This window comes from Candidatus Zixiibacteriota bacterium (genome assembly GCA_040756055.1).
GTDB lineage: Bacteria > Zixibacteria > MSB-5A5 > GN15 > FEB-12.
Genome location: JBFLZR010000001.1, coordinates 700,363 through 715,461, shown reverse-complemented (window position 1 = coordinate 715,461; position 15,099 = coordinate 700,363). Strand labels below are relative to the sequence as shown.

The 15,099-nt window shown below is 53.9% G+C and carries 13 protein-coding genes; 3 read left to right on the top strand and 10 right to left on the bottom strand.

Going from position 1 to position 15,099, the window contains the following annotated elements:
- Nucleotides 1-3: 3 nt before the first annotated feature.
- The 3 genes from menD to ubiE are packed head-to-tail and all read right to left on the bottom strand — an operon-like array spanning nt 4 to nt 3,924.
- Nucleotides 4-1,764, bottom strand: coding sequence for a 2-succinyl-5-enolpyruvyl-6-hydroxy-3-cyclohexene-1-carboxylic-acid synthase (menD, locus tag AB1483_03170; GenBank protein ID MEW6411455.1), 1,761 nt, complete (start codon nt 1,762-1,764; stop codon nt 4-6).
- The gene (locus AB1483_03165; protein ID MEW6411454.1) at nt 1,761-3,203 is read right to left on the bottom strand and encodes an isochorismate synthase; all 1,443 of its coding nucleotides are present in this window, start codon (nt 3,201-3,203) and stop codon (nt 1,761-1,763) included. The genes menD and AB1483_03165 overlap by 4 nt, the downstream gene beginning before the upstream one ends.
- Entirely contained in the window at nt 3,196-3,924 is a 729-nt protein-coding gene (ubiE, locus tag AB1483_03160) for a bifunctional demethylmenaquinone methyltransferase/2-methoxy-6-polyprenyl-1,4-benzoquinol methylase UbiE (protein ID MEW6411453.1), read from the bottom strand. The genes AB1483_03165 and ubiE overlap by 8 nt, the downstream gene beginning before the upstream one ends.
- A gap of 207 nt (nt 3,925-4,131) precedes the next feature.
- On the opposite strand from ubiE, the gene AB1483_03155 reads away from it, so the two are divergent.
- Both AB1483_03155 and AB1483_03150 read left to right on the top strand, forming a co-directional pair.
- Entirely contained in the window at nt 4,132-5,088 is a 957-nt protein-coding gene (locus AB1483_03155; GenBank protein MEW6411452.1) for an aldo/keto reductase family protein, read from the top strand.
- 12 nt (nt 5,089-5,100) lie between these two features.
- Nucleotides 5,101-5,604 (top strand): DinB family protein, encoded by a 504-nt coding sequence (locus AB1483_03150; protein MEW6411451.1) that lies wholly within the window; start codon nt 5,101-5,103, stop codon nt 5,602-5,604.
- Nucleotides 5,605-5,643: 39 nt separating this feature from the next.
- On the opposite strand, the gene AB1483_03145 is transcribed toward AB1483_03150, so the two are convergent.
- On the bottom strand, nt 5,644-6,171 hold the full coding sequence (locus AB1483_03145) for a YfiR family protein (GenBank protein ID MEW6411450.1): 528 nt from the start codon (nt 6,169-6,171) through the stop codon (nt 5,644-5,646).
- 363 nt (nt 6,172-6,534) lie between these two features.
- Between AB1483_03145 and AB1483_03140 the strand changes: the two genes are divergently transcribed.
- Nucleotides 6,535-7,029, top strand: a complete 495-nt coding sequence (locus tag AB1483_03140) for a DUF2934 domain-containing protein (GenBank protein ID MEW6411449.1) — start codon at nt 6,535-6,537, stop codon at nt 7,027-7,029.
- Between the two features lie 319 nt (nt 7,030-7,348).
- On the opposite strand, the gene AB1483_03135 is transcribed toward AB1483_03140, so the two are convergent.
- The 6 genes from AB1483_03135 to AB1483_03110 form a co-directional block, all read right to left on the bottom strand.
- Nucleotides 7,349-7,798, bottom strand: coding sequence for a CBS domain-containing protein (locus tag AB1483_03135; protein MEW6411448.1), 450 nt, complete (start codon nt 7,796-7,798; stop codon nt 7,349-7,351).
- 147 nt (nt 7,799-7,945) lie between these two features.
- Nucleotides 7,946-8,098, bottom strand: coding sequence for a hypothetical protein (locus AB1483_03130; protein MEW6411447.1), 153 nt, complete (start codon nt 8,096-8,098; stop codon nt 7,946-7,948).
- Nucleotides 8,098-10,572: a CoB-CoM heterodisulfide reductase HdrA2 gene (hdrA2, locus tag AB1483_03125; protein MEW6411446.1), complete on the bottom strand. Its 2,475-nt coding sequence runs from the start codon at nt 10,570-10,572 to the stop codon at nt 8,098-8,100. The genes AB1483_03130 and hdrA2 overlap by 1 nt, the downstream gene beginning before the upstream one ends.
- Nucleotides 10,573-10,605: 33 nt before the next feature.
- Nucleotides 10,606-11,745, bottom strand: coding sequence for a (Fe-S)-binding protein (locus tag AB1483_03120; protein MEW6411445.1), 1,140 nt, complete (start codon nt 11,743-11,745; stop codon nt 10,606-10,608).
- Nucleotides 11,746-11,754: 9 nt separating this feature from the next.
- Complete coding sequence (locus AB1483_03115) at nt 11,755-12,216, bottom strand: hydrogenase iron-sulfur subunit (protein ID MEW6411444.1); 462 nt, start codon at nt 12,214-12,216, stop codon at nt 11,755-11,757.
- A 3-nt stretch (nt 12,217-12,219) separates the two neighbouring features.
- Nucleotides 12,220-15,084, bottom strand: a complete 2,865-nt coding sequence (locus tag AB1483_03110) for an FAD-dependent oxidoreductase (GenBank protein ID MEW6411443.1) — start codon at nt 15,082-15,084, stop codon at nt 12,220-12,222.
- Nucleotides 15,085-15,099 lie beyond the last annotated feature (15 nt).

Here is a 15,099-nt window from a genome sequence, read left to right as displayed (position 1 = left end):
GGGCTATTGCCCTCCGAGCGCATTTCTTATTTCGTTCTGAAGCTTCGTGTGCGCCTGATAATTTTGTTCACGGTCGGTCTTTATTTCGATGATGCTGCCGGCGCCTCTTTGAGCGGCAACGTAGGTTTCGTTGAATTCTTTCGGCGTCAATGGCTGATGGTGGTCGAGATCGAACATGTTTGCGGCGGCTTTGAAACTGAATCCGTGCGGGGTGGCGAAGTATTTCTCGAAGATGTCGCCGCACTCGCGAACGGGCAAAAATGAGAAGATACCGCCGCCATTGTTGTTGAGCACGACTATCGTTAGTGGCTGTTTTGATTGCTTAACGAGAGCGAGTGAGTTGAGGTCGTGAAGGAAGGCAAGATCGCCGATGATGATGGTGCCGGGTCTCTCCATGCCGGTCACACAGCCAGCTATAGTAGCTATGCCGCCATCGATTCCGCTCGCGCCTCTATTGGCGATCACATACACCGGGTGTCCGTGCGGGTCGCCATACATCTCCATATCACGGATCGGCATACTGCTGCCCAGAAATAGGGCTGAATCGGGTGCAATATTTTGAGATATGAGTCTTGCAACCGCGAACTCAGTGAGATTGGAATCATTGGTAACGATTTTGTCGATAGTCGTGTGGACAAGAGCATTTGCTTTGCGCAGTTGTCTGGCAAGGTCACCGGCTGTTTTCGGTTTGAGCGTCGAGGCCAGACCTGAGCATGCGGCGTTGATATCGGCCTGTATGCGGTGGGTGACAACATGGTTGGGGTCATGGCGGAAGGGATGATCGGCGATGTGGATATAATTGCGTGGCCCACGGTCACTCAGGTATTGGTTAAGCCTCTTGGAAGTCATCACGCCGCCGAAGTGCAGAATTACCTCCGTATTCATAGAGATGAATGCATTATCGAGTAGTAGCTGATCGAAGTATGCGATCAGGTTGTCGTGGTTAGAGCCGAGTCTGAGGCCTGAGCGCGGGTCGGCAAAAATCGGCCAGCCGAGTTTGTCTGAGAGTTCAAGGGTGCTTCGGCGCTCAGCATCGGAGACCAGTTTTCCAGCAAGAATCAAACCAGTCTCGCTGTCTTCGATGAGAGACAGGATTTGCTGAAGGTCATACTCGGACGAAGCAGCTATCGAAGGCTGGGGAGCGGTAAAAGGTGAGCCGCTGTTTATCCAGCTTTCGAGACCGGACAGATGGTCAGTGAAATCTTTCGGTTTGCCTGTTGGCGCGAGCGGTTCACGGTACGGGCAGTTGAGGTGTACGGGGCCTCGAGGAGAGTGCAATGTTTTTTCGATGGCAGTGTCTATGATTTCCAGCAGGCGGGCGGGAGATTCTTTCAGGTCCGGGCACGGGAGATCGTGGTGAAAACGAACATATTTGCCGTAGAGGTCGATCTGGTCGATGGTCTGATTGGCGCCGGTGCCGCGAAGCTCCGGTGGGCGGTCAGCGGTTAGGATAACCATCGGCACCATATCCATCGCGGCTTCGACCACAGCCGGATAGTAATTGGCCGCAGCGGTTCCGGAGGTGCAGATCAGGGCAGCAGGTTTGCCGGTAGCGCGTGCGAGGCCCAGGGCAAAAAAGGCGGCGCCGCGCTCGTCGAAGTGAGTAACGGCGCAGGCATCGCCGCGACGCGCTATCGCCGCCGTGAGAGGGGTACATCGTGAGCCGGGCGACAATACGAACCGGTCTATCGAGTGTCTGTGGAGCTCTTCGACAATCAAGTTGGCCCAGAGTTCGTTTATACCCGAAGCCTCGCGGTTTATCATTGCCCCACCAGTCTGAGGAAGTTGCTCATTTTGTCTTCGGTTTCCCGCCATTCGTTGGAGGCGATGGATCCATCCAATATTCCCGCGCCGGCGTACAGGCACAAGTGATTTTTCAGTGAGAGGGCGGAGCGAATGGCGACGGCGAATTCGGCGGTGTTTTTGTTTATCCATCCGATCGGCGCGGCATACCATCCCCTGTCGAACCGCTCCAACCTTTGGATTTCATCGAGCATTCCCTCGCGGGGATACCCACCAACCGCCGCAGTCGGATGCAAAACATCGATTATTCGACTGTCGTCAGGTTCACCGGACAGTGTGCCTTCTAGCCGCGTGTGCAGATGTTGAAGTCGCGGCAGTTTGAGCAGAGTCGGCGAGTCGGTGGGCGCATGAACGGATTGGTCGCACATATCACCCAGGGCATCCGTGATGCTATCGATTACGAAGCGGTGTTCCCTTCTGTCCTTGGCGCTATTTAGAAGCTCCTCGCCCAGCTTTCGGTCTTCTGAATCGTTCGCGCCCCGCGGCCTTGTTCCGGCGACAGCATCGCACTTGATCCGTTTGCCGCTGCGGTGGTAGAGTCGTTCGGGAGTAGCGCCCAGAAAGGCTGTGTACGGGTTTAGTTGAAAATAGAAGTGATAGGAGTTCGATATTTCCTGCTGAAGTTTTTGCATAAGCTGCAGCGGTTCGAGGTCGCCTTCAAATTCCAGCATGGCTTTTCGGGCAAGCACAATCTTTTGATACTGGTGGCGGTCGAGGCTGTTAAGGGCGGCCTGGACAATATCGTTCCATCGGGCCTCATCCGGAAGATCCGTCCTCGAAGTCACCGGCGGGAGATCGGGCACGTTTGACGGCCGAATAAAAGACAGATTGTTGAATTCGCGCAGGACACTCTCCGGGTCGCTTTTGTCTTTTTGAAGGAAGAGGTTGCAGACCAGCCAGGTCTGACCGGAGGTGCGGTACATTTCGAAACGCGGGACAAAGAAAAAATACTTGCCGAACGGTTTCCAGTCATTATCGACCGGGGCGGTATTATCGAACCTCATGCCGCCATAATAACGCACACCTTCGTTGGAAACGCTGAGGTTGTCCTTAATTTTCCTTAAGGCATCGTCGCGGTGGGCAAAGGAGGTCTGATCGATGATATCGGCGGCATCGATCCCGGCCGATTGGAAGAGTCCCGATCTATCCGACCAGTATACTTTCAGGTCGGTCTTCTGCGAGCGCAGCCACTCGAGCGGAGAACAGTCTTCGACCGGCACAGCCAGACTCTTGATCAGGCTGACGCCGGCTTCGCCGCCGATGGCCGCGGATTGAAGGATCCTTTTGACTTCGCCCCGCAGTTTATGGGTAACCTGTTCATGAGCGACTTCGGACGTGCTCAACTGCTTCTCAGCAACAGCGGCTTTGCTTCGTCGCCAGATTTTTTTCAAGCTAAACATGAGCACCTTCGTAGATGGTCGCGACTCCGAAAGTGAGCCGATGACCGATGACATTCTCGAAACCCGCCTGTTTCATAAGCGAGCAGAAATCATCGCCGTAGGGGAATGTTTCCACGGTGCGGTTCAGATAGCGATAGGCATAGCTATCGCCGGAGATGAACGCGCCTATGATGGGCAGTATATATCTGAAATACAGCAGATAGAGTTTTCGCATGAGAATGTTTTCCGGCAGTGAGAACTCAAGTATAAGCGCCTTTCCCCCCGGGCTAAGAACACGATACATCTCCGCCAGAGCCTTTTCAACCGGATCAACATTGCGAATCCCGAACGCTATCGTGACAGCATCGAAAGTTCCATCACCAAAGGGAATTGTCCGGGCATCGCCAATCGTTACCGAAAGGATTTTGCCGAGGTTTTTGGCGGCTATTTTCTTCTGCGCGATACTGAGCATTTTGACGGCCAGGTCCATGCCCACGCCGGTGGCCACCCTGCCGCTCCGGCTATAAAGCGAGACGAGGAGGTCTCCGGTGCCCGTGGCTACATCAAGGAGCGCCAACTGATCTTTGTGCGGCAGGTAGTGTGCTACTTTTTTACGCCAGGAGACATCGCGGCCGAAGGACAGCAGACGATTTAGCAGGTCATAGCGGGGAGCGATTCTGTCGAACATCTTGTGGACATCTTCGCGCGACGGTGGATGGCTGTTGGTTTGTTCGCTTTTCAAATATTGGTCCGGTCAGGGTTATCTCTTTCGAAGTTTGAATATAAGCAATTGGCGGGTGTATTCAAGTGTTTGCCTCACATGTCAGGGCCCTGACGCATGAACCGTTCTTGCGTTAAATACGGACTGGATTGACCGAACCTGTTGCGTTGGCCGGCTGTTTTTCTTAAAATGACAGAAATCGATCATGTGTGAAAAAGGAAATTCCCGATGAATTATCGCAAAGTAGGTAAATCCGGCTTGAAAATCTCTGAAATCGCCATCGGCGCGTGGCTGACCTATGGCGGTCCGGTGGCTGCCAGGCAAACCGAAAACATTATCAAGACAGCTGTTGACCTGGGTATTAATTTTATCGATCTGGCTGATATCTACACTAAGGGCAAGGCCGAAGAGGCCGTGGGCAAGGCGATCAAAGGAATGAAGCGCAGCGACCTGGTCATTTCGAGCAAGGTATTCTGGCCCATGTCGGACAACATCAATGACCGGGGGTTGAGCCGCAAGCACATCATGGAATCGGTGGATAAATCGTTGTCGCGACTGGGGATAGATTATCTCGATATTTATTTCTGTCACCGGTATGACCCGGAAACCGAAATTGATGAAGTGGTCATGGCTATGAGCGATCTGGTTCGTCAGGGCAAAATTCTCTACTGGGGAACATCGGTGTGGCAGGCCGAACACATTGAACGGGCTGTCGGAATTGCCCGTGACTGGCGGGCTTATGCTCCCGTTGTTGAGCAGCCGCGCTACAATATGCTGGACCGGCATATTGAATTGGACGTAATGCCCACCTGTGCCCGTAATGGGATGGGACTTACGGTCTGGTCGCCGCTGGCGCAAGGGTTTCTGACCGGCAAGTACAATGACGGTATTCCGCAGGACAGCCGGGGTGGAACAACTGACTGGCTCAAGGGTGACCTGACGCAGGAGAATGTTGCGAAGGCAAGAAAGCTGACCGAGGTGGCCAAATCCGTGGGCGTGTCCCTTGCCCAGCTTGCCCTGGCCTGGGTTCTGAGGCGAGACGAAATAAGTTGTGCCATAACGGGAGCTACCAGCCCGGAGCAGGTGGAAAACAATGCGACGGCATCGCAGGTGAAATTGTCCGATGATACGCTGCGCGAGATAGAGGGTATACTTGATAATCGCCCGAGGAAATGGGCGTTTTAAAGGGGTTTACAGATGTTCACGACAATCGAAGAGTTTGAGAAGAGGTGGCAGTACGAGAGCAGTACCACTCAGGCGGTGATGGACGCTTTGACGGATGAGTCGTTGGGGCAGGCCGTTGCTGACGACCACCGGACGCTGGGCAGGATGGCCTGGCACATCGCGTGCGCCATTCCGGAGATAACGGGGCACACCGGAATTGACTTTGGCGGGGTCGACCCGAGAGCTCCCATGCCCAGGAAAGCGCGAGAGATTGCCGACGGGTACAGGAAGTTTTCGCAGACGCTTTTACAGGACGTAAAAAAGAATTGGACCGACAGCACACTGGCCGAGGAGGACGAAATGTATGGTGAGAAGTGGCGTCGGGGATTCACGCTATTGATCGTGACACTACATGAGGTTCACCATCGGGGTCAGATGACGGTGCTGATGAGGCAGGCGGGGCTGGTCGTACCCAATATCTATGGTCAGGCAAAGGAGGGCTGGGCTGCCCTTGGCATACCAGAACCTGAAGTATAGGCGGCTGCGGTAAAGAGAAAGAATTGTCCGAAAAGGCCGTCAGATCAGGACGGCCTTATCCATAAGTTTCGAATCGAGTTTTACGCCGATTGTCTCGGCCACGAGTTTGTTGATCACATAGCCGACTTTAGAACCATCCTCGACGACGAAATTGATCATCGCGCCATACCGGGCGAAATCTTTGGCATCGGCGACGGTGATAATTTTGGTGCCATTGACCTTCTTGAGGACTTTGGCCAGAACGCCGAGGTCATCGGAGGCAAGGTACAGAATCTGACAGCCGGTGAAATCATCGTTGACCGAAACGACCTCAACCTTAATCTCTCTGGATTCGGAAGAAGCGGCAGCGGCCTGTTCAAGCAGAGCTTCAGTAACCGGTGATTCGCCGACGACGTAGATGGTAACGTTGTCTTTCGCGGCCTGATTGGTATCCTCCTGCCACTCGATATGGTCAGCGAGTTCAACAAGAAATTGGGCTTTGGCCGTGATTTCCTTATCGCCGTCATTGGCAGCAAAGGCTGTTGGCACAAGCAGTGTTACGGCAAGTGCGATTACGAGTTTTCTCATTGGATCACTCCAATAAAAGATACAATTTAAACTTTATTATCGAGCTGAAGCCGGGCTGACTTGAGCGGCGATCAGCCGGCACACGCGCGCTCACGCGCCTCAATAAACATATCCTAATCTAATCCATTTAACCGGAGTTCAGGAAAATATGTTCCGTCAGAAATTACGGTCCGGGCACGCGGAATGTGGGGTCGGTGGGGTCAATTTTTATTCAAAATCGTGGTATTGAGCGCCGTATATCTAACTGAGGCGTAACACGGTGTTCAGATAGACCTAATATAAGCCGATAAATTAGGTACGGAGAGGGATTTAAAGACAACTCGCGTTGGCATCAATCGATATCATAGCTTTTAGGAGGATAGAATGACTATAGAGGTCAAAAGGACCAAGTGGGTCACATTTTTGAAGCAGTTCAATGCTACCAACCAGTACCGAAAGGCGACCGTAAGTGTGAAAAGGCCAGGTAGTAAGAACACGCCGGTGGACAGGGATGTCCCGTTTATGGGTGTGGCCATTGCTCGGAAGGGCAGGGTGATCGAAGGTATCGAACTCTTTATGGCTCAGGCGGATCCGGAGAGGCTTAATCAACCGACGGTAAGCATTAAGCAGCCGGCCAAGATTGTTGTTGAGAAAGGCGCTGATGAAAGTTACCACCAGCTGGTGGTTGAGGCGAAGGACGGTACGGTAGCGAAGATTGACCTGAGCGGCACACCCCAGCCGGAGCATCATCGCTCCGTTATCGAGAGACTGGCGTATTCGATCTATGAACGACGCGGGCATACCCCGGGACGTGACGTTGAGGACTGGCTGGAAGCCGAGCAAAAGATCAGGCAAGTGGAACACAGTCTCGTCGAGTAGACGAGGTTCACCCGCTGACGGAGTGTCATCGTTTGCCGGCGGGAGGGTTGCTCCGGCAATTGGGATGATTTTTGGGTAGTTTTTTGTTGATTTGCTGTTTTTGACTGTTGTTATTGGAGTTACACAGGAAAGGAGGTGGTCTGGCTTTGAAAATAAACAAATGTGAGGTGACTGCTACTTAGTCGCCGCCTCGACAGATAATAGTTGGGGTAGCGTTAAGTAAATCCCAACAGTTTTACCGGCCTGACGGCTCTTTATGAGCTGTCAGGTTTTTTTGTGTCGTGAGTCAGGAACTGGTCGCTGGGGCAAAACCCACGGTTTAGATATCGCCGGACTTGTCCCGCTTCTCGAGCATGTCCATGAGATAGCGATTCTCAACTTCTTTGTTTCTCACGAAGGTTCTATGGATGTCTCTCTGCGAGACCATGCCGATCACATGGTCGCCATCGACTATCGGTACGTGGCGAATCCAGTTTTTGTCCATGATGCCGGCAATATAACTGAGGTCATCATCGAGCAGCCCGACAATCAACTCCGTTTGCATCAGGTGTTCCAGCCTGAGCTCATGGTATTGGCCTTTTGTCTCGTGTATCTTTTCGAAGATATCCTTATCACTGACAATACCGATGAGTTTTCCGGCATCATCAACGATCGGCAGGCAGCCGATTTTGTTTTTGATGAGCAGGTCCATAGCCTCTTCAAGCGTGGTTGTTGGCGTGGCGGTGATAACCTCTTTTGGCTTTGATTCCAATAGTGCTTTTACGAGCATAGTATACCTCTCTCTATTGCGACAAAGATGATATTCTCGCGTGGGATTAGATTGTAAGTCAATATACCTAATCCCGGTCCGGCGGACAAGCCAAAGATATAGCTCGCAAGGGCTTTGCGAGAGGGCGCAAGTTTGAGCCCGGAGGGCCTATTTTTGTTCGGCTTTTGAATCCGGTAGACGTCGCACACTGTTGGACCGGCATTGCGGGCAGCTTCGCTCGGTCACGTTATCGTGGTCGTAGACACCGGTGTACTCATGGCCGCAGTGCAGGCACTTGAATTTGACCTGTTTTGGCGCCATCAGGCGGTAACCTCCACCTCTTCTTTAGGTTTTTTCTTCTTTTTAGCTTTGGCTTCCTCTTCCGCCAGCACTTTTTTGGTGAACTCTATTTCGTCCGGTGTGACGGCCGCGACCATTTTTTCGAGATCGCGCATCACCCTGGCGAATTTTTGGCCTTCGGCCGCTGAAATCCACTCAAGCTGCAGTCTTTCCGGGCGGATGCCCAGTTTTTCGAGTTTGTTCCACAGACGGTCCATGCGTTTCTGGGTCCAGTGGACGGCGCTTATGTAATGGCAATCGGCGAAGTGGCATCCCGATACGAGCACCATAGGGGCGCCCATTCGGAAGGCGCGTATGATGAATTTCTCGTCGACGCGACCTGAGCACATAGTTCTGATCAATCGGCAGTTGGTCGGGTACTGGAGTCTCGCAGTCCCGGCGTTATCACCGCCCGCGTAGCTGCACCAGTTGCAGGCGAACGTAAGCAAACCTTTCGCCGGGTCTTCGGTTACGAGAGCATCGACCTGGGCCATAATTTGCTCGTCGCGGAAATGGCGCATCAGAATAGCATCCTGCGGGCATTCAGCTGCACATGCTCCGCATCCGGCACAAGCGGCTTGGATGATGGTCGGCGGCTTTGCCAGTTTGCGGTCCGGCGCACTGATAGCGTTGTAGGGACAGACTTTCGCACAGATGCCGCAGAAATTACAGAGGTCGGTGTCAACCTGGGAGGTGATGGCCTCGATGCGGGTCTTCCCCGCGTTGAGCAGAATACTCGCCCTTGCGGCGGCGGCGCTGGCCTGGGTGACGCTGTCTTTCACGTCTTTTGGTGATTCCACGCACCCGGCGATGAATATCCCCTTCGTGGGAGCATCGACAGGCTTCAGCTTGGGATGCGATTCCATGATGAAGCCATCGGAGGTGCTCGACAGAGTGAGGAGTTTCTTGATTTGTTCCTGATCCTTACGCGGGATGACCCCCTGCGAGAGAACCAGCATTTCGAGTTCGTGTTTTTCCAGCTTGCCGGTGGTGGTGTTTTCCACTGTGAGAACCAGATTGCGCGATTTGGGGTCTTCGACGACATCGCCGGGAATGCCTCGGATATATTTGACACCTTCTTCCTTGCTTCGCATATAGAGGTCTTCGAAGCCTTTTCCGAAGGCGCGCATATCCATATAGAACACTTTTGCTTCGACACCGGGATAGTGATCACACAGAAGCAGAGTGTCCTTAACGGTGTTCATGCAGCAGATGTTGGAGCAATAGGGATTGCCGCGACCGTCTTTGGAACGTGAGCCGACGCACTGGATGAAGCCGATTCGCTTGGGGATTTTACGGTCACTGGGGCGAATAAAGTGACCCTCGGTGGGTCCTCCGGCGCAGATGAGGCGTTCGAATTCCATGCTGGTGATGACGTTTTCGTAGCGGGTATAGCCGTACTCATCGTATTCGGTGGGATCGTAAACATCCATGCCGGTGGCGGCTATAATCACGCCGGCTTCTATTTTGACCAGTTCATCGTGGTCGTCGTAATCGATGCATTTCCTCTCGCAGACCTGGGCGCACTTACCGCAGGCGATAGGATTGTTGCCAAGGCAATTGTCCATGTCGAGGACATAGGCCGATGGTACGGCCTGGGGAAACGGCAGATAGATGGCTTTGCGGGAAGAAAAGCCTTGCTGGTATTCGTCCGGTACGGCGACCGGACAAACTTTTGCGCACTCGGCGCAGGCGGTGCATTCGTTGGCATCGACATAGCGTGCTTTTTTACGCACGGTGACGTTGAAGTTACCTACGAATCCAGTGACCGACTCGACTTCACTGTTGGTGAAGAGCTCAACCCTGGGATGTCGACCGACATCCATCATTTTTGGACCGAGTATTCATATACTACAGTCCATCGTCGGGTATGTTTTATCGAGTGCGGCCATAATGCCGCCGATCGTGGGTTCTTTTTCGACCAGGTAGACTTTGTGTCCCCCATCGGCCAGATCGAGGGCGGCTTGGATTCCGGCGACCCCGCCGCCGATGACGAGCGCCGCTTTGGTCACGGGCACTTCGGCTTCGGTCTGGGGTTCGAGGAATCTCGCGCGCGCCACACCGCCGCGGACAAGGTCTTTTGCCTTTTCGGTGGCCTTTTCCCTTTCATTCTGATGGACCCAGCTGCAGTGTTCGCGCAGGTTGACCATCTCGAACAAATACGGATTCAGACCGGCATCGGCAACGCACTGGCGAAAAGTAGGCTCGTGTATCTTCGGGGTACAGGAGGCTACCACTACGCGATTCAGTTTGTGCTCGACTATCGCCTTTTTGATTTCGTTCTGTCCCGGGTCGGCGCAGGTATATTTGTTCTGTACGACGCAGACGACGTCATCCAGAGTTTTCGAATACTCGCTGACCGCGTGACAGTCGATAGTACCGGCGATATTCAACCCGCACTCACAGACGAAAACTCCGATGCGTAAGTTGTCGGGTTTTGTTAGTTCAACTGCCATATCCTATCTCCCATCTCTTCTATCATCGAGGCCTCAGCCTTCGAGGGCCGAGGCGATTACATTCACCATATCCGCGACTTTGATATTGATTTTGTCACCTTCCTGTCCGCATTGGGCGCAACGGAAGTGAATCTGGCACTTGGGGCAGGCGGTAACGATCGTTTCCGCGCCCGCGGCGTTCGCTTCGGACAGGCGACTCCGTTGAATCTGTTTCGACGTAGCGTCGCAGTTCATCCAGTTGGTTGTTCCGCAACAAATAGCGCCGCGCCGGTTGTGCGCCATTTCGCGCACTTCAACACCGGGAATTGCCGACAGACTCTCCCTGGGCTGCTCATAGACCTCCATGAATCTGCCGAGCCGGCATGGATCCTGGAAAGCGACTTTCTGCGGCGAGGATTTGAATCTCAATTTGCCCTTGTTGGCGGCAATAATCTCGCTGATATGCGCTACCTCGGGACCGTCCTGTCCGAGTCTTTCGGGATACAATCGCTTTATCGTCACGGCGCACTCGGGACAGGCGGTGATGATTTTTTTGATACCGGCTTTTTCGAATTCTTTCAGGTTGAGCCGGCCGAGTTCATCGAATTTGTCGAGTTGCCCCAGCCAGTAGAGATCGTGGCCGCAACATCGTTCGTTGTCCATTACGACCGGTTCTATGCCGAGCTTGTTGAGGACTTTCACGGTATCGTGGGCAATGGAGATTGGCGAGAACTCGAAGTCTTTGCCGAAGAGTTGTTCATAGTAGGGTAAGCATCCCACGAAATATAAAACCTCGCCGGTCTTTTTCACTTTGAGGTCATCGGTAATCCACCCGGTGCGGTTCTGCTTCAATTTTGGAGACGCCGCCATTTCCATGATGTGATGCATGGCGCCGCCGTGCGACGGGTTACCGAGAAAGCCATTGCTTTGCGCTATGGCTCTGATGTCGCGCATGAATTCAGAGTACTTCACATCGACCGGGCATCGCCGGGAGCACAGCTGGCAGGTCAAACAGGACCAGAGCATGCGATTGGAAGCGAGGTCCGACGCGCCATAGAAAAGGCCTTCGGCCAGCAGTCTTCGCGGTGAATACTGACTGTTGGCACGTGATATCGGGCAAACCGCGGTGCATTTGCCGCACTCGAGACAGAGAAAAGCGCGGGAGCGTTTCAGTTGTTCAAGGGCTGTTTCCATACCTGTTCGTCACTCGTAGGTTGGTTTATTGTTAAGCGGGCTGGGGCCCAACTCGGTTATCTGTTGAACGAATTCGTCGATGAGATTGGCCCAGCGCTGGCCTTCGGCAGCTGATACCCACTCGAGCCGGATACGTCCTGGTTCCAGGCCCAGGGTGTTGACCAGGCCCTTGGTTTTTTCGAACTGGTCGACCGCTTTGTAGTTGCCGAAGATATAGTGGCAATCGCCGAAGTGGCACCCGGACACCAGAACGCCATCGGCGCCGAGTTTCAGCGCTTTGAGCACGAATCCCGGCGTTACTCTGCCTGAACACATGGTTCGAATCACGCGAAAGTGCGGGGAGTGCTGTATGCGGTTCGTGCCGGCATTGTCGGCGCCGGCGTAACTGCACCAGTTGCAGGCAAAGACGACGATATTGGGAATGAATTGCTTTTCCGTTTTCTTTTTTGCCGGTTGGGTTCTCACAGCCATATTTTAAACCTTATCTAATAGCAATGCATCTATCATGGAGTTTATCTGGTCATCGGTGAAGTGCAGGGCCACCACGGCGCCGGTGGGACACCAACTGGCGCAGGTGCCGCATCCTTTGCAGAGGGCCTGATTGATCTGCGCGACCTTGCCGCCCAGATCGGTCGTCACGAATTCCGGAGCGTGGTATTCGCAGATTTCCACGCAACTTCCACAAGCCCGGCAGAGCGAAGGCTCGACAACGCAGGTGGTGGGTTCGAGGGCGACCGTCTCGTGTGAGATGATAGCCGCCACCTTTGCCGCTGCCGCCGAACCCTGGGCGATGGAATCGGCAATATCTTTGGGGCCGCCGACGCATCCGGCCAGGAAGACACCCTCGGTGGTGGTCTCCACCGGGCCGAGTTTGGCGTGGCGTTCCATGAAGAAGCCATCGGCGCCGCGTGGAACTTTGAGGATATCCTGCATTTTTGACGTGCTGTATTCATTGGGGACCATGCCCGAGGCGAGGACGACGAAATCGGCATCGATGTCGAGGGTTCGGTCAAGAGCCAGTTCCAGAATTTCGACGCTGGAAGCGTTTTTCCCTTTGCCGACGACTTTCGGAAGTCTTTCCGGCGTGAACCGCAGGAATTTGACGCCCATCTGCCGCGCGTGACGGTAGTGTTCTTCGGCGAGGGCGCCGACAGTGCGCATGTCGCGATGGAGCACGGCGACATTGACGCCGGCCTCTCTCAGCCTTACCGCTTGCTTAATTGTAGTCGGGCAGCAATAGCGGGAGCATCCGGGATTTTTCTCTTTGTCGCGCGAGCCGACGCACTGGATGAAGACCACATTTTGGGGCGCCTTGCCGTTTATTTCTATTTTGCCTTTAGTATCGTGAAGGATGTTCTCAAGTTCCTGGTTGGTTATGACGTTATCGTAGTTATCATAGCCAAATTCGTCCTTGGGCTGGTAGATATCAGCGCCGGTGGCGACGATTATGGTACCGACCTTGAAATTGCCGTTGGTGGAGGTAATGTCGAAATTGCCGACATAGCCGGTAATTTTTGTGACCTCGGTACCTGCCATAGCTTCGATGCGGCTGTTTTTGACTTTTTCCACCATCGCGCGAGCCAGTTCAAAGGCCGAGAGATTGGCGGGATAGACTCTTGTCAGATTGTTGAGGCGGCCACCGAGACGACCTTCTTTTTCAATCAGGTAGACTTTCATTCCCTGAGCCTCGAGTTCCAGCGCGGCCGCCATTCCGGCCACACCGCCGCCGATGACAAGGACACTCTGATTGACGGGAATCGATTTCCGATACAGCGGCTGCAGGTGTCTCGCCTTGGCCACCCCCATTTTTATCATCTCGCGAGCCTTGCGGGTGGCTACTTCGGGAACTCTGGTGTGGACCCAGGAGCACTGATCGCGGACATTGACCATTTCGAACAGGTAGGGATTGAGGCCCGCCTGCCGGCAGCTTTCGCGGAAGACCGGTTCATGGGTGCGCGGGGTGCAGGCCGCCGCCACGACCCGGTTGAGCTTGTGCTCTCTAATTTTCTCTTGCATCAGGCGCTGGCCTTCATCGGAGCACAAGAACAGGTTGTTTTCGACACATTCGACACCGGGTACTTTCGTGGCGAATTCCTTGAGGGAGTCAATTTTAAGGACGCCGGCGATGTTTATACCACAGTGGCAGAGGAAGACGCCCACGCGGGGAGGACCGGAAGTATCAATTTCCTGTATCTGTTCGGGTTCTTTGTCTTCGGGAATTCTTTCGACGAACTTCTCCGCTTCGGCCGCCGCGCCCGAGGCCTGGGCTACCGAGTCGGAGATATCGTTTATACCAGCGGCGCAGCCGCAGACATAAACGCCCTGCTTGGCGGTGTGAAGCGGCGAGCCATAGTGTGAGTCGATCTCAAAGAAACCGTTCTCATCGAGTTCAATGCCAAGAATGTCGGCCAGAGCGGTATTCGAGGCCGAGGCGACAGCGCCAGTCGAGAGAACGACCATGTCAAATTCCAACTTGCTGACCTCGCCTGTTTCGACATTCTCGACGAACAGGTGCAGATTTTTTGTATCCGGGTCTTCGAGGATTTTAGAAGGTCGACCACGGACATATTTCAGTTCGGGGGAATCGAAGGATCGCTGGTAGAATTCTTCGAATCCCTTGCCGGAGGCTCTCAGATCGATATAGAACATGGTGAGCTCTTCGATATCACTTTCGTGCTGCTTGACCAGAAGGCAGTCTTTGACGGCGTTCATACAGCAATAGCGGGAACAATATTCGCATCCGGCCTCTTTGCCTTCGCCTCTGGAGCCGACGCATTGTATGAAGGCGATTTTTTTCGGCACTTTGTGGTCGGATGGTCTGACAATGTGGCCGCGGGTCGGGCCGGAAGCGTTGAGGACCCTTTCCAGTTCGATGTTGGTCAGGACATTTTCGTAGAGTCCGTAGCCATAGCTTGCGATGGCCGAGGCGTTGTAGACGTCGAAGCCGGTGGCCAGAATGGCGGAACCGACCTTCAGTTGTATTTCACGCGGTCTGTCATCGTAGTTGATGGCGTTTCGGTCGCAGGTTTTCGCGCAGTTGTTGCAGACGAGGAAATCGTCGTTGAGACATTGTTCGCGATCTATGATATAGGTGTTGGGCACAGCCTGAGGGAATGGCGAGTAGATGGCTTTTCGGGCGCCCATACCGATTTCGAATTCGTTCGGGACTATGACGGGGCAGTCGATAACGCACAGTCCACAGCCGGTGCAGAGGGATTCGTCGACATAGCGCGGATTTTTTCTGATCGTGGCCGTAAAGTTGCCGGCCCTGCCCTCGAAGCGAACGAGTTCAGAGTTGGTGAACAATGTTATGTTGGGATGCCGACCGGCATCCATCATCCGGGGGCCCAGAAT